This window comes from Candidatus Bathyarchaeota archaeon, assembly GCA_026014805.1.
Classification (GTDB): Archaea; Thermoproteota; Bathyarchaeia; order Bathyarchaeales; family SOJC01; genus JAGLZW01.
In genome coordinates this window covers 73908-95649 of the sequence record JAOZHR010000004.1, presented here as the reverse complement: position 1 = coordinate 95649, position 21742 = coordinate 73908, and the positions used below count along the sequence as shown (strand labels likewise).

The window sequence follows — 21742 nt, the reverse complement described above, 5'->3', positions numbered from 1 at the left end:
TCATGCGAGTCCAGTTTGCTCCTTGCGGTGTCGGTCTCGGACATGCAGGTCGTTGCATCCCAATAGCAAGAGGACTGCAGAACAGAGACGAAAGCACAGAAATCTTTTTCTCAACATACCGCGATGCTGTTGATTATGTCCGCAAAGAAGGGTTTTCTACAGTTGAGGTTCCACCTATGGATTTCAAAGTTAAGCCTGACGGAACGGTGGATTTTAGAAGAACAGCTCTGAATCCAGGACCCTTCGTTGCTCCTTTCAACTTTTTAGGACAGGTAGGCAAAGAAATTGAAGTTATGGAAACCTTTGAACCGGACGTGGTTGTGTCGGATTCAAGAGCTTCACCTATCGTTGCGGCGCGAATTCTAGGCATTCCAACTATTTGCATACTTAACCAGTTTCAAGTAATCATTCCACGAAAAACCCACTATTTGCGACTAGCTAAACTTGCAGATGCTATTACCCTTGCAATTATCGGAAAGATTTGGACGACAGGAGTTAAGGTGTTGATTCCGGATTTTCCGTTGCCCTACACCATTTCTACAGATAATCTACGTATCCCAAAAGCTTATAGAAAGAAAATAAAACTCATTGGTCCAATTCTATCCCTTCGTCCAGATGCATTACCGACTAGGGAAGAACTGCGTAAAAAACTCGGCTTGGACGACGAAAAACCTGTCATTTTTGCGCCCATCAGTGGGCCTTTGAAAGAACGAGCTTATCTTATAAAAATTCTCCAAAGAATTTTCACGAATTTTCCAGATGACTATCAAATCGTTATGTCCCTTGGATACCCAAAATCCCATATAACCCCGGTTCGATATGGCAACTTTACAGTTTTTGGATGGGTTCCAAACCGTTTTGAATACATGAAAGCATGCGACCTTGTAATTTCCCGAGCAGGCCACGGAACGATATTGCAGACGATGTGTTATGGCAAACCTACAATCCTAATCCCCACACCAAGCCACACTGAACAATTTAACAACGCTAAGAAAGCTGTAAAGCTTGGCATTGCTCTAGTGATTGAGCAAGACAATCTCAACAGAGAAACTCTTCTGGCAGTAATAAAAGAAATTGTGGAGGACAAGTATTCCATGGAAAGAGCTATGAAAATTCAGAAAGAGGTTTCGGATGTAGATGGGTTAGAAAAAGCTATCGAAACAACTATAGAGGTAGCTGAAAGAGGTAAGGCTCGTGTTTCTGCCTAAACGGATTTTAGAAGAAAAACTTCGCAGGTTCTTGGAAGAAGACGTTGGGCAAGGTGACATAACAACTCATCTCACAATTTCGAAGAATACAATTGTTGAAGCCGAAGTTGTTGTGAAAGAAGGCGGCTTAGTGGCCGGGATAGAAGAGGCATTGGTCTTATGTGAAAGTCTCAATCTACAGGCGAACGCCTTAACGTCTGATGGTACGCAAGTTAAACCTCAAACTTCTATTCTGCACATTGTTGGGGATGCCAAAACTCTTCTTTCCGCAGAGCGGACTCTCCTTAACATACTTTCCAGAATGAGTGGAATAGCAACCACGACAAACCGTTTGATAGGCAAAGTCAAAGCAGCAGGCTACAAGACCCGTGTGGCTTGCACAAGAAAAGTAGCGCCTGGGCTTGGTTATTTTGACAAAAAAGCTGTTTTCCTCGGCGGTGGTGACACACACCGGTTGCATCTTGACGACTTGGTTTTGATAAAAGACAATCACATAAAAATCGTTGGTAATGTGGGCGACGCTGTGAGAAAAGCCTGTGAAACTGTTTCTTTTTCTAAGAAAGTGGAGGTTGAAGTAGCATCTGTTAGGGATGCTTTGGAAGCAGCTGAAGCGGGTGCTGATATAATTATGCTGGACAACTTTCCTTCTGAAAAAGTAAAGGAAACTGTGTCCATCTTAACGAAGGAAGGAATTAGAAACAAAGTGTTGCTTGAGGCAAGTGGTGGAATAACTGAGAAGAATATTCTCGAGTATGCGGCAGCAGGCGTTGACATTCTAAGCATTGGCGAAATTACTCACAGCGTAAAAGCGTTAAACATGAGTCTCGAAGTTGTCAAAGTTAGAAAGTCCAAAGTATGACGCCATTTCTGCATGCAGTCTTCTACGTAAGGCTTAGCCTCTGATCACATCTAACATAATCCATTCAACTACAGCTGCAAGCAACAAAATTAGAGTGCATATTGTAATGAGTATGGAGGTTCTCACTGCTTCTTTCTTGCCACGATGTCGTAACATTTGCAAGAGCAGAATGACGCTTTGAGCCATAGAGATAGAATACACACCAAATTCAAGCCAAAAAACAGGAACCAAGAAAAACAACAGAAAATATAGGATCGGTTGGGTTCCCTCAGCGATGCCGAATATGGCGATTATCGTGCCTGTGTTGAAGAGAACAAAGCTCCCCCAAACTGGTCCGATGATGGGAACAAACATGATAAGGGTGTGAATTAAGTTGTTTCCAAAAATAAACCTCAAGTCATCGAATCGTTCAAATTCTCCTTTAATTTCTTCCTTAAATCTCTGTGCTTCTTGCACGTCAATTTTGAAAACAAGTACTCCGACAGCTGTAACAATCAAAGCAACAACAAAGAAGATTACAGTAATCACGATTCTCGTTTGCATGTTAAACCTTACAGTTTGAAGCTTTTCCATAACTTCAATCATTTAACTATCTCACTTTAGGAACTATTCTTAATGCTCGAAATCCTCTAGCACACGGATTCAACATTTCCACTATTCGGATTTTTTCCAACACTTCCCCGTTATCTTCAGCGTACCCTGCAATATCGTGTTCAGCAGCTATGAGCGACTGCAACGTAACTGTGTTCTGTATAACCCTCGCATAGCATTTAGAGGGCAAACCCAAAATCTGTTCTCTACCTTCTTTCAAAGCTTTTTCACAAGCGTAAAGAACTGCGTGAGCTCCAGTAGTTAACTCTGCGATTCTCACTGGAACGCTCTCTTTTCCAATAGCTAATACATCTATGCCATAAACTCGTTTAATGTCGGTTGCTAATTTTCTTATTTTCGGCAGAATCTTTAATACGCTACTGCGAGCTTTTCCTCTGAGCTGAATTGGCGAAATCTCTTCCACTAATAATCCACCTATAGACATATCCAAGTGGACCACATCGGCTCTAACCTCTTTTAGCAACAATCGACAAAGCTCAAGTTCGTGAATTATTAAGCCATGCCCATTTTTTACTGGAGCGAAAATTGGCTCAACCAAGAATTGATTTGCTTCTCTGTAAGGTGGTTCAACGAGAACAGCAGCCGCGGCAACAATTTTCAATGGCTCAAAGCGAGTGTTCAGTAAGGCTGCACCCGAGTCTGCTGCAACAACCTTCAACTCGCTTTCACCCAACCTTACATAGTAATGTACACATTTAACCCTTAATACAAACGCGAATAATTAAAAGAATTTGAGGGCTGGGCACCTACTCTTTTTTCAAGCCCCAGTCCAAGAACAAAAATCTCGGCGCTCTTCTTTCGACTTGCCTTAGGCTTCATTATTTCAACCCTGGCAAAATGCTGTTTAACTTCTTCAACAAAATCTTGAAACATGTCACCCTGAAACACTTTCACGAAAAAATTTCCATCAACTTTGAGAAGTCTTAAAGCAAGAGTCAAAGATTCGCGAGCCAAATCTATTTGTCGAGCATGATCAACCTCCCAGACTCCGGAAACATTTGGTGAAACATCAGAAATAACAGCATCTGCTAATGAGGGTAAAGCACTCCTAATCAGCTTCTGCGTTTCAGAATCTGTTATGTCGCCGATGATGGTTTGAACATTAGCTGCTTCAAAGGGTTTAATCCTTTTCAAGTCAACCCCTAGAACAAAACCCTCTTTTCCGACAATTTTCCGAGACGCCTGCAACCAGCCACCAGGTGCAGCGCCTAAATCAACAACAACGTCACCTTTTTCTAAAAAATGGTATTTGCTTATTGCTTGCAGAAGTTTGTAGGTTGCTCGAGAACGGTATTTTTCTTCTTTGGCCTTTCTGTAATAATAATCTCGTTTTCGTTCTCTCACCCATGCTTTAGGCAAACTCAGCTGTCACCTTGCAAGCCACCATCTTCTCGAACTAAGTTGGCAAGCCATTCAGTAAGCTTCTCGCAATCATTTGGAGAGATAGCTCCGTAGGCACCGCATTGAATGCTTTCATGACAGCTTAAGCATGGACAATCAATTATAGAATTTATCGACGCTGGCTTTCTTTTAGGATATAATCTGTAAGTCCATCGACCTTGAAAAAGTTCACGCTCACGTCGTATAAGCCCTTTGTTTTCCAGTTTGATGGCTATTCGAGAGCCTTCTCTGCTGCTGGCGTCCAGTTGGCGCCACAAATCAGATTGAAGTACGCCCTCGTCACTAGTGTTGGCGATGAATTGTAGAGCCTTATACTCCAGGTCACTGCGTTTCGGCATTTCTTGGTTTCCTCAAAGCTTTCACATAAAATAGTGTTGTCTAAGAATAAAAAGATGTATATGAAAACTCAAATTCCACCACTTTAAATTAAACCGAGAAGTGTTTAATTCAAAGATTGTATATTGGCTGTTTGGATGTTGGAATAAGTGCAAAGGCATAATTCAACGCAGAAATTTTGTCTTGGTATAGAAGCAACTGCAGACGATTTCAGCGTTGGAATACTGAACTTCGAGGGAAGCATTCTAGCAAACGTGATTGATGCTTTCATGCCTGAAACGGGCGGCATCCATCCGCGGGAGGCTGCGAGGCATCACGCAAAAGTCGCTGGAGAAGTCATTTCTACAGCTTTTCAAAAAGCTGACATAAGGCCGAAGGACATCGCCATCGTTGCTTTTTCGCAAGGTCCTGGTCTAGGACCATGTCTTCGCACAGGTGCAACTGCCGCTCGAGCTTTGGCATCTTATCTTAACGTTTCGTTGGTGGGTGTTAACCATTGCGTGGCTCACATTGAGATCGGCAAACTTGCAACCGGCGCTCTAGATCCTATTACGTTGTACGTTTCTGGAGGAAACACGATAGTTTCAGCGTTTGACGCTGGTCGTTATCGCGTTTTTGGTGAGACTTTGGACATTGCTGTAGGCAACTGTTTGGATGTTTTTGCGAGGGAGGCCGGACAGCGTCAACATGAGGGGATGCCATTGGGCGCTATGGTAGAGAAGCTTGCACGCGGAGGAAAAAGGCTGGTTGACTTACCTTATAGTGTTAAGGGCATGGATTTATCTTTCAGTGGGCTTCTTACAGCCGCGGTTCGGCTTCTTAAGAGTGGAGAATGCAGGCTTGAAGACTTGTGTTATAGCTTGCAGGAAGTGGCGTTCTCTATGCTTACTGAGGTTACTGAGCGTGCTTTAGCACATACTGAGAAACGGGAGGTTCTTTTAACTGGGGGAGTGGGTGCAAACAAGCGGTTGCAGGCCATGTTAAATGCCATAGCTAATGAGCATGACAGCCATTTTTGTGTAGTTCCAAAACGATTAGCCTTGGATAACGGCGCTATGATTGCTTGGACGGGTATTCTTGCGTACAAGCACGGCTTAACTACGCCTATTGAAAGGAGTTTTGTCCGATTGAAATGGAGACTTGAGGACGTAGAAGCGCCATGGGTTGAAGGATAGTATGCTGGTCAAGAAAGGGGCGGAGGCGAGTCTTTTTCTCGAGGATTGGCAAGGGCGGAGAGTGATTATGAAGCGACGGCTCCCAAAAAAATATAGGCTTCCTGAAATAGACGAAAAAATCCGCGCTTACCGAACCATTCACGAATCTCAGCTTCTTCATCATGCGAAAAAGGCGGGAGTCCTAACTCCTACAATTTTTATGGTAGATCTAGCTGATTCGAATATTATCATGGAGTTCGTTGAAGGAAAACAGGTGAAACAGATTTTAGACAATCTTTCTTCTGAAGAACGTCAAAGCTTAAGCAGGCACATTGGCGAACTTATTGGTCGTCTTCACTGCAACAGTATTATTCATGGCGACCTTACAACTTCTAACATGATATTAACTCCCCGTGGAAAAGTGGTTTTTGTTGATTTTGGGCTTGGAGAAAAAACTGTTGAGCTGGAATTAAGAGGCGTTGATCTTCATCTTATGAAGCGCGCATTTCAAAGTACCCATTTCCGTTATGCTGAAGAATGTTTCAACGCCGTTTTGGAAGGCTACGCTAAAGTTGTTGGGGTTGAAGTGGCGAAAAAAGTATTAGGAAAGATAGGTGAGATTGAAAAGCGAGGGCGATATATTTCTGAAAGGAGGAAAGTAGAAGAATGATTAAAAGTATTTGGGGCATAACTCTCGCTGTATTCAATCTCAAGGAAGCTGTTGCTTTTTACGAAAAAACTTTGGGGCTTAACAAGAAGTATGAATATTCTTCTTACGCTGGCTTTCAATGTGGCGGAGTGGAAATCGGGCTTAGACCCGGCAGAAAGGAAAAAGGACGTATAGAAGATGCGCCATCTGTTGAGTTCTTTGTGGATGATGTTGAAGCAGTATATGGAACACTTAAGAAGAAAGGTGTAGATTCTGTCAAAAAACCTCACAATGAGCCTTGGGGAAGCAGAGAGGCGAGTTTTCTTGATCCCGACGGAAACTTATTGGAAATTGTGCAAATTGACTGGAAGAAATACTTTAAAGTAAGCATGAAAGGCACTAAAACTACGTGAGTTCTATGACCGATTTTATAAAAGGCAGAGTGACATTCATTGTAACAAGCAACATTCACAAGTTTAGTGAAGCTCGTCGAGTCCTAAGCGACTACAAGATAGCAACGGCAATGCTGAAAAAAATTGGTGCAGTTGAAATTCAGGATGATAACATAGAAAATGTTGCGAAAGCAAGCGCTGTAGACGCAGTTAAAAAATGCAACCTACCTATCATGGTAGAAGACGCAGGCCTATTCATCGAAGCACTAAAAAATTTTCCAGGTCCTTACTCTTCGTATGTTTACCGAACAATCAGCAACGATGGGGTTCTGAAACTGATGGGAAACATAACCAACAGAAACGCATATTTCGAATCAGTCGTTGCCTTCATAAGCCCTTCCTTGAATGAAGCATTATGCTTCCACGGTAAGGTTGAAGGGAAAATCGTTAAAGAAAAATGTGGCAGCCAAGGGTTCGGCTTTGACCCCATTTTCACACCCTTGAACTCATCGAAAACTTTTGCCAGAATGACTATAGAGGAAAAAAATCAACATTCACATCGAGCCAAAGCCTTTCGCAAATTCGCTGAATGGTATACGGCAAGTTTTTAGGTTTAAGAAGTTTTAAATATCTGCAATGTGTCCTAGAAAGAGCTTTCGGAGGTAAGATAGTTGCCAAAGCAAGAAAAAGGAAGATCACATTCGATACGTCCTGTAAGTAAGCGACCCCCCTTATGGTGTAAATACGAGTCTGAAGAAGTGGAAGCAATAGTCATAAAATTGGCGAGAGAGGGGCATTCTCCCAGCAGAATAGGCACCATACTGCGAGATCAACATGGCATCCCACTGACAAAAACCATAACAGGAAAAAGCATCACCGGCATCCTAGCAGAAGCTGAGATGGCGTCGTCTATCCCGGAAGACCTTGAAATGCTATTAAAGAAGGCTTCAGGGCTCTCCACTCACCTTGAGAAGAACAAAATGGATTTAGCTAATAAACGAGCGTTGCAGGTTGTAGAGGCTAAGATTTACAAATTGTCCAAATACTACAAACGTAAAGGCGTTCTACCATCTGACTGGAAATATGCACCTAGGGCTGCTTCTATCGTCTAAGTAAATTTTGGGGTGAAAATGGCGATAGGAGAAGACGCCATAAAGGCTTTCACAAGCGATGCTTCTAAGGCTGCAAAACTTATTTCTAAATGCGTCGAAGAAGACGGATTTATTCACGTTGTTTCCCATTTAGATGCTGACGGTTTAGCGGCAGCAGGCGTTATCGGGAAAGCGTTGTCGAGGCTGGGGGCCAATTTCCGTGTCAGAATTCAACAATGGGTAGACGAGAAAATTGTGGCAGACATAACCTCTGATAAGCCTGCACTTACTATCCTGACAGATTTAGGCAGTGGCTACCTGAACGTTTTAAGCGAGCATCTTTCCAATCATCGAATAGTTATCTTAGATCACCATCAACCGATTGGTGACTCCATCGCAAAAATATTTCAAGTGAACCCTCACCTTCATGGAATTGATGGCTCTAAAAACATTAGCGGTGCAGGTGTTGCTTATTTCGTGGCTAGTGCACTAGATGACGCGAATAGGGATTTGGCTGCCATAGCAGTAGTGGGTGCGTTGGGCGACATACAAGACAAGTATGAACAAAGGGCGTTAGGAGGGTTAAACGAGAAAATTGTAGCCGACGCTGTAGCCGTTGGATATTTGAAAGTTGAGAAGGACCTCATGTTTTTCGGTAGAGAAACTCGCCCCATACACAAGGCCCTAGCCTACACAACAAGCCCTTTTCTCCCAGGCATCAGCGGAGAAGAAGACAAAAGCCTTGCCTTTCTCGTCAGCCTCGGCATAAAGCCGAAACATGGAGATAAGTGGCGAGCGTTAAGAGACCTCTCTAAAGAGGAGAAACAGCGGCTATGCTCCGCGCTTTCAGACCATCTGATTTCCAAAGGCTTTCCGAGTAACGTGTTGAATTTAGTAGGGTCAGTGTATACACTTGTGCATGAAGAACCGTGGACCCCCCTCAGAGACGCTCGAGAATTCTCAGTTTTGTTGAATGGGACGGGCCGCATGGAAAAAGCTGGCCTAGGCGTTGCTATATGCATGGGAGACCGAGGCTCTGCTTTGGAACAAGCTGAAACAGTTTTGGGAGACTATAGGCGGACTATTACCAAGTATTTGAGCTGGTTGATGGAAGAGCCTGGGCGCATTGACGAGTTGGAGAGTATATATGTGGTTCGTGGTGGAGACTTTATAAACGAGAAGGTAATCGGCACTCTTTCTTCTATTCTTTCAACTAGTTTGCCAAAGCTGGAGAAGCCTATTATTGCTTATGCCATTGCTGATGATGAGGTGGTGAAGGTTTCGGCTAGAACTTTGGATGTGCTCACGAATAAAGGGTTAGACTTGGGTGAGATCATGCGTCTGGCTGCAGAAAAGTTTGGGGGTAGCGGCGGCGGGCACGACATTGCTGCGGGGGCTCAGGTTCCAATAAAGGATGTAGATGCTTTCGTTGAGTTGGTGGACGGGCTGGTTAAGAAATGGTTGGAGCAAATTGAAGCTGGAAGCTAAGCTTTCTTTTGTTTATGAAACTGAACAAGAGGCGAAGGCGGTTGTCAAAGCGGTTTCGCCCGACAACGTTGAAGTGCCTTTAGGCTTGAGCATCGAGATGATAAGGAATGATTGCCGTTTGTTGGCTGTAGTGTGTTGCGAGAAGCCGTTAGGAACTTTCATAGCAACTTTAGACGATTTGTTGGCTTGCATATCGGTGGCAGAAAAAACCTTTGAGGCTGTGAAGGCGTCGAAGCTATAGTTTAGGCACCAAATCTAGCTGGCTGGCTTGGTGTTGTCCACGATTTTGAGTGTCTGCTTGTCGTAAGACTCTACAGTGACATCGATTTCAAATGAGCATAGTGTTGTGTCCAACATGAAGCTCTCGCTTCCAAAAATTCTTTTCCCATTTTCGATTGGCTCGTGCCAACTAAAAGTTTGGTTCGTAGCCACTTCACTCTGAGAACGTCCTTTCCTTCGCCGTCAACGTCGAATCCGAAAAGGACACTGTTGTTTAGGGAGATGAATTCACCTCTAGTTATACTCAAAACTCTTTGAGGTTTAGATGACAGTTGCCTTATTTTTCCAAACTCGCCGCTGAGTTCTCCCACAATTATCAGAGAAGTAGCAACGCCAATCAATATCAGAAAGATGCCTAGCTGCTTAGAGAATTTCATTAAACTATAAGACCTCGCTTACCCTCTAACACTTTGATTGTATTAACATTTAGTTAGAAAACACATCAAGCATATGCCGTTCAGCAAGTGTGTAATTTTGCAATTCGTACTGAAGCTAAGAATCCCACGCGCGAAATTCTACGCTACCAATTTCATATTATGCTTTCAGATCTAGGCTTGCAGGAAGCCTTATCATGTAAGCAAGTAAGATATTGAGACCATAGCCTTAGATTTTCGATTTTCTGTGTTGTCTCCAGGAAATGCATGTAAAAAAGTTATTTAGTTGCGAAAAGTAGCTACATAAAGCTAAATAGCTAAATTCATTGTAGGGACGTTGGATAGCCTTGCTGGATATTAAACTAATTCGTGAACGCCCGGAAATTGTAAGGCAAAATTTGAAGAAGCGGCGCGACGCTGAGAAGCTCCAAATGTTAGAGGACTTGATCAAACATGACCACGAGTGGCGTCACCTCTTAACCAAGGCTAATAAGCTTAGGTATGAAAGGCGAAAAATCACGAATGAGATAGCTTCTTTGAAAAATGTTGGAAGACCAATCGAGAAACAAATCGAGCGAGGTCGCAAGTTGGACAACGAAATTGTTGCTTTACAGCAGCAAGGGGAGAGATGCAAACAGAATGCTGACCACATTCTAATGAGGCTACCTAACATTTTGCACGAATCAGTACCTATTGGAAAAGACGAAAATGACAACGTAGAGGTTAAAGTGTGGGCTAGACCTCCAAAATTTGATTTCAAACCAAAAAACCATTTAGAAATTGCAAAAGGTTTAGAGTTGATTGACGACGAAAGAGGCGCCAAAGTTGCTGGTCATGGCTTTTTCTATCTTAAAGGCGATTTAGTTTTGCTAGACTTAGCTCTGCAACGATTTGCCATCGATTTCATGCTTAAGGAAGGGTATCAGCTTATTGAGCCGCCTTTTATGCTAAGGCGGAAACCATACGAAGGTGTAACCGATTTGGCGGATTTTGAGAATGTTATGTATAAGGTTGAAAACGAAGATTTGTACATGATTGCTACGGCTGAGCATCCTCTAGCGGCCATGTTTATGGATGAAGTTTTGCTTAAGGATGATTTGCCAATTAAGTTGGTTGGTGTGAGCTCCTGTTTTAGAAAGGAGGTGGGCGCTCACGGCAAATATACTAAAGGATTGTTTAGGATGCACCAGTTCAATAAAGTTGAACAGTTTATTTTGTGTCTCCCAAAGAACTCGTGGAGTTTCCACGAAGAATTGCAGAAGAACGCGGAAGAGCTGTATCAAGCGTTGGGGCTGCATTATAAGGTAGTGAACGTTTGCACCGGTGACATTGGGATTTTGGCGGCTAAAAAGTATGATATTAATGTTTGGATGGCTGATGGTGTTTACAGAGAAATTGGTTCCAATTCGAATTGCACAGATTATCAAGCAAGACGTTTAAACATTCGCTATCGAGAGAAGGAAGGACAGGCGCCTAAAGGTTATGTTCACACAATAAACAATACGGCCATAGCTACAAGCAGAACAATGCTGGCAGTCTTAGAACAATACCAACAAAAAGACGGGTCAGTTCTTATTCCTAAGGTCTTAACTAAATACATGAATAGCCTAGAAAAGCTGGAACCACTTTAAATCTTTCAATTTTGCATTAAAGTGTCATCTAAATCAGTAATTATGCGGTCGCAACTCATGATTCTCTGGTTTTTCTGCTTCAAAAACGCAGCAGCCGCCCTTAATTTCGACCAACTGTTACAGGAACAACTAGAAAAGCGGGTAGTTCGCCGAGGCCATCGAGCAACTTTCCTTCAGTTTTCATCGTTTCTCATCATCTCCAATATATCCGGATATGTTCTCTTGCTTGAACATAGCTTTTGCATGTACCTACCTAGTATGGTTCAGCTAGTAAAACTTTTAATAGAAGGATGCTGAATTTTCCAGACGCAGCGAAGGTTAAAAATGTGTCTAAACGTGGAAAGCGTGTCCGTGACAAATGGCGCAGCAAATCTTGGTACACAATCATAGCGCCAAATTACTTCGGTAATGTTGAACTGGGCGCTATACCAGCAGATGACCCGAAAAAACTTATCGGCAGAGTCGTCGACGCTACGCTTTACGATATCACTAACGACTTTGCTCACCAATACCTCAAGATGTCTTTTCAAATCACCGAAGTAGATGGTAAAGCAGCCAAAACGGTGTTTAAAGGACATGAATACAGTCGAGACTATCTGCGCAGTTTGGTTCGACGTAGGACCACCCGTATTGATGCCGTTCTTAATGTTACAGCGAAGGATGGTTTTGGGCTGCGAGTTGCGGTGTGCGCATTTACTTTGAATCGTGTGAAAACATCTCAAGAAGTAGCTATGAGAAGCATTATGAGGCAGATTGTAAGCGAGAAAGCTGCCGCCCTTGCATTCGACCAGTTTGTACAAGAAGTGGTGTTGGGCAAGATAGCCTCAGATATCTACAATGAAGCTAAAAAGGTTGCACCTATACGTCACATAGGTATAAGAAAATCCAAACTTACATTTCGACCAACTGAAATAGCTGTTGCAGCAGCATAATCAAGCTTTTATCCATGATATGGGAAATGTAGTGAGCCACAACCATCGAACAAATCAAAGGAAACGAGTTGCTCAAGAAGCTGCGGGAATGCTTTACACGGGGCAAGAAAAGGAGTATAAGCAGGCTAAGCTGCGTGCTGCTAAAATTTTAGGTGTTCATGTTCTTCCGAATAATGCTGAAGTGGCAATAGAACTTGACCGAATCGCCGAGGAAAGAGAAGGAAAAACAAGGCAGGAAAGACTCGTCCAAATGAGACGTGAAGCTCTCCAAATAATGCGAGTTCTCAGAAATTTTGGTCCAGTCTTGGTTGGAAGTGTGTGGCGAGGGACTGCTCACCGCAACAGCGACATCGATATTGCTGCTTATGCAAAAAATCCGCAAGAAATTGTTTCAACACTTCAGAAAAACAACTATCCAATAAAGAGGACCGAAATCCAAACGGTTACAAAAAAAGGGAAAAAGGGGCAGTCCTTCCACATTTATGTGGATTTTCCGTCAAATGACCATGCAGAAATCGTAGTCCGTAGCCCAGAAGACATTAGTTACCAAGTTAGGTGTGAAATCTACGGAGACATAGTTACAGGTTCAACCATAAAACAACTGCAGATGGTCCTAGAGGAAAATCCTGAACAAAAATTTCTGCCAATATAAGAAATTTAGTCGAACACGTTGTGAACTCTTGATAGTGAGCGTTCGCGCGCGCGCAAAGCTCTCTTACCAAGTGAAATGTGGCCGATGACTTGGCCTTTCAAGGCTGCAACGAAGATTTTACCTAATCCTAGCGAAGTGTTTTTCTCAAGATTCAATCGTTCAGTTTCAAGGAAGGGGTCACCAAAGTTTTTTGCTTTTGGTATCAGTTCTTTAACTTGGGAGAAGTCGATGAGTGCGTACTCTCTAACAGTAGCTTCCATCTTTCTCAACTTAACCATTTTGGTTTTCCCTTGACATACTCAGTTAAGAATTTTGCAAAGTCTTGATTGTGTGAATATGTTGGAAGGATTTCTTCATTAACCAAGATTTTCAGGTTCTTTGCAACAGCTTGGGAAACAAGTTTCGCTACGCCAGCGTTTCTCCCTCCATCTTTCAACTTAGCCTCTAGCAATTCGATAACACTCGTATGCTTCCGAACTATTTCCACTACCCATCGTCCCTCTTCGATTCGAGGTCCAGATAATGTCCGTGGAGAACCGGTGTGCTTTTGAAGAAATTTCTTACATTCATTCCTCTTCTCTAAAGGCGGTCCAAGATGCTTCTTCAAAGGTGGCAGAAAACGATGCTCTACTTCCAGAAGAAATATGTTTAGGTTTTTTTCATCACTCCATACAGCGTCACGGATAATGCGAAAGTCGCGCTGTCTAACAAGTTTTCGAAGCGATCTTTGGGATTTGTAAAGCTGCCCCCAAAGAATGTCAGAGACCGCTTTCACTTTCCCGAACTGTATAAAGATTAGGCTTGAGCCACGCTTTATCATTGCTTGTAGTAGCTCTTCGGAGCTGAGAGGCTTTGTTTTTGAAGGATAAAATAACTGTGTGCTTGGCTTATCTAGAAGGACTCTTGATGCCGCAGCAAATTCATCCAATCGCTCTTGTCTCACTGCCGATGCGGTGTTTCTTTCCTTGTCAACTGGATCAATTATAACTAAAGGTTCTTCAAAGACTAAGTGCAATTCGTCTGCTGGCCTATCATAATAACCCTCTAGATCGATGAACGTTCGAGCCTTCCAACTGCTTGCAGCCTTTAAAACTTGAAGAAAGGAACCGTAGAAGAGGACAAGGAGCTCACAAAGATATCCACTGAAGCCGCCTACTTTAATTTCAGCGCCATAGACGCCGATGCCTTTCATGAATTGTTTCAAAAGGCGAATTTCGCTGCAAATTCTCTCATTTAGCAAAGGTTTCAGGTAGTCAGTGTGAAAAGGCGTGCGGTCGGTTGTGCTTTTCCATTCTCCTTTCTTTACTCGATAACAAGGGACAATATTCACTCGAGTTCCGTCTATGACTGCCTCTAGGTATGGATGTTCTGCGAAGCGTTCAATTTGTTCAGCGCCTGCTGTCGCCTTTCGTGCAATATCTAAACATGTAGTGCCAAAAGCTTCTCGCGGCACAGTTGAGGAGACACGCATGAAAATGTCGATGTCTGGCGATTCTCTTAGCCACGTGTTTTTTGCAATTGACCCTTCAACACGTACTTCCACATCTAACTCTGCTTTCAGTGCAACTTCTTCTACTTTTCGTGTAAGCTTTTTCGCCAATGCAAGAACGCGTTTTTTCTTTTCAAAGGTAGGCGTGGTATTTTCCAAGATTTTTTGAAGTATTCCTTCAAGCTTTGAAACCATTATAAACGCCTTAGTTCTCCCGGCAAACTTCTTTCAAGATAGAGTATATGGGGCCTTTAGGTGTCAAGACGCTTTTCTTAAGCTTCAAGCAATCTGCTTTTAAAACTCCGAACTCGTAATTCGTTAACTCATTTATGCAACGAATAAGCTCTGCTTTATTAAGACCTGTTTTTACCCTAGCGATTGTGATGTGGGGACTGAATCCTTTCGAGTCCGGCTTGAATCCTAGTTTTCGAAGACGTGACTCCAACTGGTTAAAAACGTCTTTAAGATTCTCAGAGCCTTTTTGGATGCCTACCCAGACAACGCGCGGATATTTAAGCTTGGGAAAGGCGCCTACTCCTCGAATCTCCACATTGAAGGATGTAAATGGCACTTGTTCCATTTCTTTGTGAATCCTGTCAACCATGTTTGGCTGTATGCTCCCTAAGAAACGCATCGTGATGTGAATGTTTTCCAGCTTGACAAGTTTCAAAGCAGCACCAGTTCTTACAAGCTTCTCTTGGGTCTCGGATAGCCGTTTCAGAATTGCCTCATTATCGATATCAAAAGCTATGAAGCTGCGGATGGGTTCTTGCATCCTGAATCCTTCTTTCATAGTTTCAGTGTAAACCATTTATAAGAACTTTTAACCTAAAAGCTAAGATTGTAGGTTGTATAGGTATTGAAGAGGAAGATCGTTGTCGGAGTTGCAGGAATGCCTGGTGCTGGAAAAGCAACGGTGGTTGAAGTTGCTAAGAAAATGGGTTGCGGCGTTGTTGTTATGGGTGATGAAGTAAGAGAAGAAACAGAACTCCGAGGTTTAGAGCCGACGCCTGAAAACGTGGGTAAAGTTATGCTGACGATGCGTCAAGAAGGCGGCCCTGCAGTGGTGGCGAAACGGTGTGTCCCAAAAATTGGGGAAGTGAAGGATAAAGTTGTTATTGTTGACGGGGTTCGCAGTCTCTATGAGGCAGACGAGTTCCAAAAGCACTTTGTGAAATTCAAGCTCTTAGCTATTCACTCCTCGCCCGAAACACGGTTCAAAAGGCTCTTTAAACGTAAACGAAGCGATGACCCAGCCAGTTGGGAAACATTTCTGGAGCGGGATTGGCGAGAACTCCGCGTTGGGCTTGGCAACGTTATCGCTTCTGCAGATGTGATGATACTGAATGAAGGAAAAAAAGCCGAGCTCAAGAAAGAAGTGCTCAAGTTTTTGGAGAAAGTGACGAAAAATGGATGAAGTAGACGTGCATGTAGAAGTCGAGGTTAACCCTACTGAAAATGTGGATAAAGTTAAGCAAGCCGCAGAAAACATGTTTGGCACTTTGGAACTTGAAGAGAAACCTCTGCGCAGAGGTAGCTTACTCGTAGCTCGAGCTAAAAATATAGAAATCCTGTCAAAGTTTGGCAATCTTCTGCGAAGAGAACGCATCAGAGACGCGGCACGAGGTGTACTGTTTCACGGCTTAAAGGGAAACACTATCACGTTTTATTTGAACAAGCAAGTCGCCTACGCCGGCCACGTTTCCTTCTGTGACCCAGTTGCAGAAAGCCCCCTTGGGCCAATAAAAGTCAGAATCAAAAGTGATCATTCATTGAAACTTATCGATTGGCTTGCACCCAGAACCGTGTAAAACGGAAAGATATAAACTTCAATCACGCGTTTCTACTATTCTCTTTCAAATGAGTGAACTAACAATGAGGATTATTGTCTCATGCGGTGGCGGAGCCATGGATATAGTGGCCGTTCAGGGTTTTCAGTCAAGCCTTGAAGTATCGGAAGTAATGGCGAAAAGAGAAGTAAAAATCTTGAGAACAAGCCAAACTCTTAATGCTATCTAGCGGTGGATAGTGAACTGTTATGACCAAGATTGAAATCGGGTTGTCTATGCTACATTGTTTAGGTGAGCCATTTTCTAGTCTTTGTCAAAGGCTGCAAGAGGTAACAGTGAACTATGCGGAGCTGATTGATGATGGTTGGCACAGACTCGACCAAGGGCGAGTGAAAAAGCTTAAGGAAATTGGTGAGTCACAAGGCTTGACATACACGTTGCATGCGCCCTTCGCAAGTATAAACATCGCTGCACCAGCAGAAGATTTGCGCAATTTTATTCTTAAACGACTTGAGAAATCTATGGCTTTTGCACGACAACTCGAATGCCGTCTAATGGTGTTTCATTCAGGGTTGCGGACGGGGATAAGTGGCTTTTATCCATGTGTGGACTGGAAAACAAACATTGAATCGGTACAGAATCTGCTGAAGCTGTCCAGAATGCATGGGATAAAGATTGTAGTTGAAAATGTTCCAGCACAATATGGTTTCTTGGTGGCAAATGTTGAGCAGTTTTCCCATTTTTTCAATGATCTCGGCGAAGACTTAGATTTAGTCTTAGACGTGGGGCACTCTAACATCAACTGTCAAACTCACGCTTTAATAGAAGCTTTTGGCAAGAAGATTGTTCACGTCCACGCACATGACAACGAAGGAACCAAAGACATACACCTAGGAGTCGGCTATGGCACTGTAAATTGGCAACAATTCGCAGAAGGCATTAAAAAAGCAGGTTTCAAGGGAATTGTAATGGTGGAATCCTACTGCAACATAAAGGAAAGCATAGCAACACTGCAAAAACTGCTCACTTAACATCAAGCAGCGGCAGGTCAATTTTCATAAAATCTTCAGCCACATCAACATTCACAAAGGCTTTCCTAGCTTGATTCAACAGCAAATCGGGCGTCTTATAACGTGCACTGATATGCGTCAGAATCAACCGCTTCACCTTAGCTTTTTTTGCAGTTTTCGCGGCTTGGCTCGGTGTAGAATGTCCGTCCTCCGTGGCTCTTTCTGCAAGTTCATCATCGAAAGTGCTGTCGTGGATCAGTAGATCAGCGTTTTTAGCCAACTTCATTAGAGACTTTGTAGATCTGCTGTCCCCAGTGTATGCGATTTTCCTTCCTGGTCTCGGTGGACCAACCACTTCTTCGGGCTCAACAAGTCTCTCGTTTGACAGCTTTATGGCTGACCCATGCTGAAGTTTCGACCACAACACGCCTTCGGGAACTCCTAACGCTTTGGCTTTTTCAGGATAGAATTTGCCTGGACGCGGCTTTTCAACAAGGCTGTAAGCGAATGCAGGAGACATGTGGTCTGCCCATGCAGCATATATTTCGTATTCTTTCTCTTCGCAGACAAGCCCTTCACGTTTAATTTTGGCTATTTGAAGAGGAAACGTAAGAGTGAACTGCACAGTTTTTTCGATGGCTTCAACAAAATCTTCCAAGCCTGTTGGCCCGTAGATTTCAAGCTTCCTTATGCGGTCTAGCAGCGACATTGTCTGGATTAGCCCGGGTAAGCCAAACATATGGTCGCCATGCATGTGAGTTATAAATACCTTCATTTTCTTGTTAAAGCCTAAACCTGCCTTCACCATTTGACGTTGAACGCCCTCGCCGCAGTCGAAGAGAATTAGCTCGCCTTTTCTCTGTATTGCGATGGCTGGTAACGATCTAGTAGGTGTAGGAACGCTACCTGCCGTTCCAAGAAAAATGACTTGTAAGCTCATCTACGCATTCTCCAACACAACTATTTCTCTTGTGAGACTTCGATGTACATAAACAAAGTGGGACTGAACATGTCTAAGACCTAACGTTTCAGCTATCTCGCTTATGTGAACCGTTTTAGGAGCGGCTATGCATATGCGTTTTCGTTTCGCTATCTTATCACTGGACATTGCTAGAAAATCCTGAATAATTCGCCCTGTTGTATATCCCATTGTGGATGCAGAGCGACCATATGGCGGGTCTGTAACAATGCAATCCACCTTCATTAAAGGCAAACGCTTTGCATCTGCAACCACCAAACCCTCACAGTCTATGTTGAAAAACCTCAGATTCCGCAAGCTCCCTCGAACCATGCGCTTCTTAGCATCAAAACCCAACACCCGACAGCCCAGCAAACCAGCCTCTATGAGAAAGCTGCCAGTACCGCAGAAAGGGTCAAGAACCAAATCACCGCTATTAGGCTTGGCCAAATTAACCATACATCTCGCCAACTTCGCAGGCATTGCTGACGGGTGAAAAAAGGGACGTTTTCGCGGTCGCCTCTGCATGAAAGGAGTGGGCGATATTTCTGCAAATTTCAATCCAAAAAGAAAGCTGTCATCAGTTATCGTTCCAAAGAAAGTTCTCTGTGGCTGTTTAAGGTTGACTTTTACTCCTTTAGCCTTGTTCAAAATCAGTTCGCCAAGCTTCCGTTCCAAATCCATACCAACCAAATTTCGCGCTGCTTCACCTACCCGCCGAACACGCACAACAAAACTCTCACCCGAGTTGAGAAGGTTTTCCAACGTGACAGACTGCATGGCCTTCACAATATTGGCGAAAGAAGCTTTACAACAGAACAGTTCCTGACAGCAAACTCGGGTCAATGCGGCTCGCCCTTCAACCGCTTTGACTGCATCAATAACTGCATCCAACCGCAGAATCTGTGGTAGCGTTTGCACCTCTTCATAAACGATGCCTTCGGTCTCCAGAATTGCTTTCAGTTCCGCGAACGGAAGCGTTTCATGTTCACCTGAGAGAAGAAAGAAGAGTGAAGGCACTAAGGTTTAGGCTCCTTGGTTGATGAGAGCCTTGGCGATTATGGGTACCACAGAGACGACGCTTACAGGGCTTGGAACACTGTCGGTGCCTACAACTTCGTCTGCTCCACTCTTTATTATTCTCTCCCTAGCATCAGCCATCAAGAGAGGGTGAACACAGGCGGCGTACACCTTTGCTGCTCCTTGGCTTTTGGCGTGAGCAACTGCTTTTATCATTGTTCCGCCACTGCTTATGATGTCGTCGAAGAAAATTGCGACTTTGTTTTCAATATTAAGCGTCTTCTCTTCGATGCTGACTTTTCCAGTGTGTCGGTCTCTTCGGGTTGGAATGTAGTCGTATGTGCCTTTGAGTATATTTGCGGCTTCCTTTGCTGTTGCCACGCCTTTCTTGCCCATCGACAGCGAAACTGCACCTTCGAAGCTCTGGTCTCTGAAATACTTCGCCAACAAGGGGATGGCTGATAGATCTTTTATGGAAAGGTTGAGACCTTCCAAAGCCATGGGGTTGTGAGCGTTTATAGTGATTATCTGAGTGACTCCGCACGTTTTGAGCATATCAACAACAGTCTTGACGCTGAAAGCTTCACCGGGAAGGAAGATTTTATCTTGGCGGCTGTACGCGAAGTAAGGAACTACCGCTGTAACCCCTTGAGCACCTTGGTTTTTTGCGGCAGACGCCAACAAGAATAGCTGCATCATTCTTTCATCTTGAGGTGGACTTGTAGTTTGAACGACTATAACGTGTCTGTCTTGTACGTCGCCTTCAATGCGTATGTAGCTTTCGCCGTCTGGAAATTTCTTGAAAAAGACAGGAACTAACCTAGTTTTTAACTCTGCTGCAAGACGTTTCGCTAGATCTTGGTTTGCTGGACCAGGCAGAATTATCATGGTTTAATCTTCCGGTATTGCTCAAGGATTTCTTTAGCTCTGTCCATGCGTATTTTGCGTTCCTTCACCATTTGGCCGGTAACAACGTCAATGAGTTCGTCGGTGGCGCCGGCTGCGATTGCTATGTTTCGGGCGTGCAGCCGCATGTGACCACGTTGAATGCCTTCATGTGCTAGAGCGCGGAGAGCGCCCAGATTTTGAGCCAAGCCTACTGTGGTTATAACTTCGGCGAGTTCGTTAGCTGATTTTACGCCTAGGATTTTGAGTGCGATTCTGGCGATGGGGTGGGTACGTATGGCGCCTCCTATGGTGCCGACTGCCATAGGCATTTCAAGTGAACCCGCCAAGTCTCCTTTTTGGTTTTTTTCCCATGAAGATAAGGTTGTGTAGTGGCCTGTACGGGCAGCGTAAGCGTGGGCGCCTGCTTCTATGGCGCGGTGGTCGTTGCATGTCGCGATGACCACAGCAATTGCGCCGTTGAGAATGCCTTTGTTATGTGTTGCTGCGCGGTAAGGGTCTGAGGCTGCGAAGTGGTATGCTTGTACTATGCCTTGCACAACTTCTTCTCCACCCACCGCTTCTTTAGGAATAGTCACGTATGCTCTAGCTAAACGCTTTGTGGCAAGGTTACTGATGATGCGGAGGTAGACACGTCCGCCCGTTATCCTTTCTATCATAGGAGCTACGGCCTCTGCCATGGTGTTAACTGCGTTGGCGCCCATGGCGTCTCGACAGTCAACATGAAGTTCGGTTATGAGCATTGGACCTGATGGAGTGTGGATGATTTTTGCATCTAAATCCTTAGCACCGCCGCCTAGAGAAACGAGAACTGGATCTTGTTCGTTAGCTTTCTTGAGAATGTCTTCTTTGTAGCCATAGACTGCCATTCGAGCACGATATGGATCTTCTATATTCACTGCTTGAATTTGACCTATCATAACGGGTGATGTGCTAGTTGTATGGAAGCCTCCGCCTTCGCGCGCCATCTTTGCGGCGTAGCTTGCCGCTGCCACGACTGAAGGTTCTTCGATAGCCATAGGGATTAGATAGTCTCGCTTGTTGATGAGGAAGTTGACAGCTATGCCTAGAGGAACTGGGAAAGCACCGACGACGTTTTCTATCATGCGATCAGCAAGTTCAATGGATAGAGAACCTGTGTTCGTGAGCAAACTTGTTTCCTCATCTGTTAGGTTGGCGAATTCTTTAACGATTCGAAGCCTCTCTTTTACCGGTAACTTGTAGAAACCTGCAAATGCGGAAATCTTACTCATTGTTTGGCACTTCAAAGCTACCTAACGGTTGCATAGACATAAGAATTTAACTCCAATAAGAGAAATTTTAGGCTGAAGGAAAAACGTGCACTCTGAACAGTTGGAACCCATATCGCGCGCAGGAACCGTTTTCTATTGAATCGAAGATTTCACATAATGTAGATTTTTTGGCAGAGCAGCATGGAGAAAATATCATAGGCCTTCATAAAGCCAAACATGCTTTGTCTGTTAGACTCCTATTAGAAACCAAGCAAGAGC

At 43.9% G+C, this 21742-nt stretch carries 28 protein-coding genes; 16 read left to right on the top strand and 12 right to left on the bottom strand.

Annotated features, from left to right (window positions below):
• Nucleotides 1–2: 2 nt before the first annotated feature.
• Both NWE91_01085 and nadC read left to right on the top strand, forming a co-directional pair.
• Nucleotides 3–1208 (top strand): hypothetical protein, encoded by a 1206-nt coding sequence (locus tag NWE91_01085; GenBank protein ID MCW3984998.1) that lies wholly within the window; start codon nt 3–5, stop codon nt 1206–1208.
• Nucleotides 1195–2067: a carboxylating nicotinate-nucleotide diphosphorylase gene (gene nadC / locus NWE91_01080; GenBank protein ID MCW3984997.1), complete on the top strand. Its 873-nt coding sequence runs from the start codon at nt 1195–1197 to the stop codon at nt 2065–2067. Before NWE91_01085 ends, nadC begins: the two co-directional genes overlap by 14 nt.
• 33 nt (nt 2068–2100) lie before the next feature.
• Here nadC and NWE91_01075 read toward each other — a convergent pair whose 3' ends face one another.
• The 4 genes from NWE91_01075 to NWE91_01060 are packed head-to-tail and all read right to left on the bottom strand — an operon-like array spanning nt 2101 to nt 4418.
• A complete protein-coding gene (locus tag NWE91_01075; GenBank protein ID MCW3984996.1) occupies nt 2101–2652 on the bottom strand; it encodes a stage II sporulation protein M in 552 nt (183 codons plus the stop codon).
• A gap of 4 nt (nt 2653–2656) precedes the next feature.
• Nucleotides 2657–3337: a DUF4152 family protein gene (locus NWE91_01070; GenBank protein ID MCW3984995.1), complete on the bottom strand. Its 681-nt coding sequence runs from the start codon at nt 3335–3337 to the stop codon at nt 2657–2659.
• A 44-nt stretch (nt 3338–3381) separates the two neighbouring features.
• Nucleotides 3382–4038 (bottom strand): RlmE family RNA methyltransferase, encoded by a 657-nt coding sequence (locus NWE91_01065; protein MCW3984994.1) that lies wholly within the window; start codon nt 4036–4038, stop codon nt 3382–3384.
• A gap of 2 nt (nt 4039–4040) precedes the next feature.
• Nucleotides 4041–4418, bottom strand: coding sequence for a transcriptional regulator (locus tag NWE91_01060; GenBank protein MCW3984993.1), 378 nt, complete (start codon nt 4416–4418; stop codon nt 4041–4043).
• Nucleotides 4419–4565: 147 nt separating this feature from the next.
• Between NWE91_01060 and kae1 the strand changes: the two genes are divergently transcribed.
• From kae1 to NWE91_01025, 7 genes are read left to right on the top strand one after another with little or no spacing between them, the layout of a single operon-like run.
• On the top strand, nt 4566–5591 hold the full coding sequence (kae1, locus tag NWE91_01055; GenBank protein MCW3984992.1) for a KEOPS complex N(6)-L-threonylcarbamoyladenine synthase Kae1: 1026 nt from the start codon (nt 4566–4568) through the stop codon (nt 5589–5591).
• Nucleotide 5592: 1 nt separating this feature from the next.
• A complete protein-coding gene (locus tag NWE91_01050) occupies nt 5593–6240 on the top strand; it encodes a Kae1-associated kinase Bud32 (protein MCW3984991.1) in 648 nt (215 codons plus the stop codon).
• Nucleotides 6237–6632 carry a VOC family protein gene (locus NWE91_01045; protein MCW3984990.1) on the top strand — a complete coding sequence of 132 codons (396 nt, stop codon included), beginning with the start codon at nt 6237–6239 and terminating at the stop codon, nt 6630–6632. Before NWE91_01050 ends, NWE91_01045 begins: the two co-directional genes overlap by 4 nt.
• A gap of 5 nt (nt 6633–6637) precedes the next feature.
• Nucleotides 6638–7222 (top strand): XTP/dITP diphosphatase, encoded by a 585-nt coding sequence (locus tag NWE91_01040; GenBank protein ID MCW3984989.1) that lies wholly within the window; start codon nt 6638–6640, stop codon nt 7220–7222.
• A gap of 60 nt (nt 7223–7282) precedes the next feature.
• A complete protein-coding gene (locus NWE91_01035) occupies nt 7283–7723 on the top strand; it encodes a 30S ribosomal protein S15 (protein MCW3984988.1) in 441 nt (146 codons plus the stop codon).
• Nucleotides 7724–7741: 18 nt separating this feature from the next.
• On the top strand, nt 7742–9190 hold the full coding sequence (locus NWE91_01030; protein ID MCW3984987.1) for a DHH family phosphoesterase: 1449 nt from the start codon (nt 7742–7744) through the stop codon (nt 9188–9190).
• Nucleotides 9174–9431: a KEOPS complex subunit Pcc1 gene (locus tag NWE91_01025; GenBank protein ID MCW3984986.1), complete on the top strand. Its 258-nt coding sequence runs from the start codon at nt 9174–9176 to the stop codon at nt 9429–9431. Before NWE91_01030 ends, NWE91_01025 begins: the two co-directional genes overlap by 17 nt.
• 70 nt (nt 9432–9501) lie before the next feature.
• Here NWE91_01025 and NWE91_01020 read toward each other — a convergent pair whose 3' ends face one another.
• Complete coding sequence (locus NWE91_01020) at nt 9502–9846, bottom strand: hypothetical protein (GenBank protein ID MCW3984985.1); 345 nt, start codon at nt 9844–9846, stop codon at nt 9502–9504.
• Nucleotides 9847–10190: 344 nt separating this feature from the next.
• Here NWE91_01020 and serS point away from each other — a divergent pair, with 344 nt between their 5' ends.
• The 3 genes from serS (at nt 10191) to NWE91_01005 (ending at nt 13058) form a co-directional block, all read left to right on the top strand.
• Nucleotides 10191–11474 (top strand): serine--tRNA ligase, encoded by a 1284-nt coding sequence (gene serS / locus NWE91_01015; protein MCW3984984.1) that lies wholly within the window; start codon nt 10191–10193, stop codon nt 11472–11474.
• 326 nt (nt 11475–11800) lie between these two features.
• Nucleotides 11801–12406, top strand: coding sequence for a 30S ribosomal protein S3ae (locus NWE91_01010; GenBank protein MCW3984983.1), 606 nt, complete (start codon nt 11801–11803; stop codon nt 12404–12406).
• Nucleotides 12407–12437: 31 nt separating this feature from the next.
• Nucleotides 12438–13058, top strand: a complete 621-nt coding sequence (locus NWE91_01005; protein ID MCW3984982.1) for a nucleotidyltransferase domain-containing protein — start codon at nt 12438–12440, stop codon at nt 13056–13058.
• A gap of 5 nt (nt 13059–13063) precedes the next feature.
• Here the strand turns inward: NWE91_01005 and NWE91_01000 are convergent, their stop codons facing one another.
• Genes NWE91_01000 through thpR form a run of 3 tightly spaced genes read right to left on the bottom strand, consistent with a single transcriptional unit; the run spans nt 13064 to nt 15358 of the window.
• Entirely contained in the window at nt 13064–13336 is a 273-nt protein-coding gene (locus tag NWE91_01000; protein MCW3984981.1) for a hypothetical protein, read from the bottom strand.
• Nucleotides 13324–14742: a CCA tRNA nucleotidyltransferase gene (gene cca / locus NWE91_00995; protein MCW3984980.1), complete on the bottom strand. Its 1419-nt coding sequence runs from the start codon at nt 14740–14742 to the stop codon at nt 13324–13326. Before cca ends, NWE91_01000 begins: the two co-directional genes overlap by 13 nt.
• A 10-nt stretch (nt 14743–14752) precedes the next feature.
• The gene (gene thpR, locus NWE91_00990) at nt 14753–15358 is read right to left on the bottom strand and encodes an RNA 2',3'-cyclic phosphodiesterase (protein ID MCW3984979.1); all 606 of its coding nucleotides are present in this window, start codon (nt 15356–15358) and stop codon (nt 14753–14755) included.
• A gap of 60 nt (nt 15359–15418) precedes the next feature.
• Between thpR and NWE91_00985 the strand changes: the two genes are divergently transcribed.
• From NWE91_00985 to NWE91_00970, 4 genes are all read left to right on the top strand, one after another.
• A complete protein-coding gene (locus NWE91_00985) occupies nt 15419–15964 on the top strand; it encodes an AAA family ATPase (GenBank protein ID MCW3984978.1) in 546 nt (181 codons plus the stop codon).
• A complete protein-coding gene (locus NWE91_00980; GenBank protein MCW3984977.1) occupies nt 15957–16358 on the top strand; it encodes a hypothetical protein in 402 nt (133 codons plus the stop codon). Before NWE91_00985 ends, NWE91_00980 begins: the two co-directional genes overlap by 8 nt.
• A 64-nt stretch (nt 16359–16422) precedes the next feature.
• Nucleotides 16423–16566: a hypothetical protein gene (locus tag NWE91_00975; protein ID MCW3984976.1), complete on the top strand. Its 144-nt coding sequence runs from the start codon at nt 16423–16425 to the stop codon at nt 16564–16566.
• Nucleotides 16567–16585: 19 nt separating this feature from the next.
• Nucleotides 16586–17368, top strand: coding sequence for a sugar phosphate isomerase/epimerase (locus tag NWE91_00970; protein ID MCW3984975.1), 783 nt, complete (start codon nt 16586–16588; stop codon nt 17366–17368).
• On the opposite strand, the gene rnz is transcribed toward NWE91_00970, so the two are convergent.
• The 4 genes from rnz to NWE91_00950 are packed head-to-tail and all read right to left on the bottom strand — an operon-like array spanning nt 17361 to nt 21484.
• Complete coding sequence (rnz, locus tag NWE91_00965; protein ID MCW3984974.1) at nt 17361–18287, bottom strand: ribonuclease Z; 927 nt, start codon at nt 18285–18287, stop codon at nt 17361–17363. The two genes, NWE91_00970 and rnz, sit on opposite strands and share 8 nt — an antisense overlap.
• Nucleotides 18288–19325 (bottom strand): DNA methyltransferase, encoded by a 1038-nt coding sequence (locus tag NWE91_00960; GenBank protein MCW3984973.1) that lies wholly within the window; start codon nt 19323–19325, stop codon nt 18288–18290.
• 6 nt (nt 19326–19331) lie between these two features.
• Nucleotides 19332–20213: a ribose-phosphate pyrophosphokinase gene (locus tag NWE91_00955; GenBank protein MCW3984972.1), complete on the bottom strand. Its 882-nt coding sequence runs from the start codon at nt 20211–20213 to the stop codon at nt 19332–19334.
• Nucleotides 20210–21484: a hydroxymethylglutaryl-CoA reductase, degradative gene (locus tag NWE91_00950; GenBank protein ID MCW3984971.1), complete on the bottom strand. Its 1275-nt coding sequence runs from the start codon at nt 21482–21484 to the stop codon at nt 20210–20212. Before NWE91_00950 ends, NWE91_00955 begins: the two co-directional genes overlap by 4 nt.
• Nucleotides 21485–21742: the final 258 nt, after the last annotated feature.

Excerpts from the sequence above, each read along its gene's own strand:
- NWE91_01085 (MCW3984998.1), top strand. The coding sequence starts at position 3 with ATGCGAGTCCAGTTTGCTCCTTGCGGTGTCGGTCTCGGACATGCAGGT.
- NWE91_01075 (MCW3984996.1), bottom strand. The coding sequence starts at position 2,652 with ATGATTGAAGTTATGGAAAAGCTTCAAACTGTAAGGTTTAACATGCAA.
- NWE91_01060 (MCW3984993.1), bottom strand. The coding sequence starts at position 4,418 with ATGCCGAAACGCAGTGACCTGGAGTATAAGGCTCTACAATTCATCGCC.
- NWE91_01050 (MCW3984991.1), top strand. The coding sequence starts at position 5,593 with ATGCTGGTCAAGAAAGGGGCGGAGGCGAGTCTTTTTCTCGAGGATTGG.
- NWE91_01045 (MCW3984990.1), top strand. The coding sequence starts at position 6,237 with ATGATTAAAAGTATTTGGGGCATAACTCTCGCTGTATTCAATCTCAAG.
- NWE91_01040 (MCW3984989.1), top strand. The coding sequence starts at position 6,638 with ATGACCGATTTTATAAAAGGCAGAGTGACATTCATTGTAACAAGCAAC.
- NWE91_01030 (MCW3984987.1), top strand. The coding sequence starts at position 7,742 with ATGGCGATAGGAGAAGACGCCATAAAGGCTTTCACAAGCGATGCTTCT.
- NWE91_01020 (MCW3984985.1), bottom strand. The coding sequence starts at position 9,846 with ATGAAATTCTCTAAGCAGCTAGGCATCTTTCTGATATTGATTGGCGTT.
- NWE91_01000 (MCW3984981.1), bottom strand. The coding sequence starts at position 13,336 with ATGGTTAAGTTGAGAAAGATGGAAGCTACTGTTAGAGAGTACGCACTC.
- cca (MCW3984980.1), bottom strand. The coding sequence starts at position 14,742 with ATGGTTTCAAAGCTTGAAGGAATACTTCAAAAAATCTTGGAAAATACC.
- thpR (MCW3984979.1), bottom strand. The coding sequence starts at position 15,358 with ATGGTTTACACTGAAACTATGAAAGAAGGATTCAGGATGCAAGAACCC.
- NWE91_00980 (MCW3984977.1), top strand. The coding sequence starts at position 15,957 with ATGGATGAAGTAGACGTGCATGTAGAAGTCGAGGTTAACCCTACTGAA.
- NWE91_00975 (MCW3984976.1), top strand. The coding sequence starts at position 16,423 with ATGAGGATTATTGTCTCATGCGGTGGCGGAGCCATGGATATAGTGGCC.
- NWE91_00970 (MCW3984975.1), top strand. The coding sequence starts at position 16,586 with ATGACCAAGATTGAAATCGGGTTGTCTATGCTACATTGTTTAGGTGAG.
- rnz (MCW3984974.1), bottom strand. The coding sequence starts at position 18,287 with ATGAGCTTACAAGTCATTTTTCTTGGAACGGCAGGTAGCGTTCCTACA.
- NWE91_00955 (MCW3984972.1), bottom strand. The coding sequence starts at position 20,213 with ATGATAATTCTGCCTGGTCCAGCAAACCAAGATCTAGCGAAACGTCTT.
- NWE91_00950 (MCW3984971.1), bottom strand. The coding sequence starts at position 21,484 with ATGAGTAAGATTTCCGCATTTGCAGGTTTCTACAAGTTACCGGTAAAA.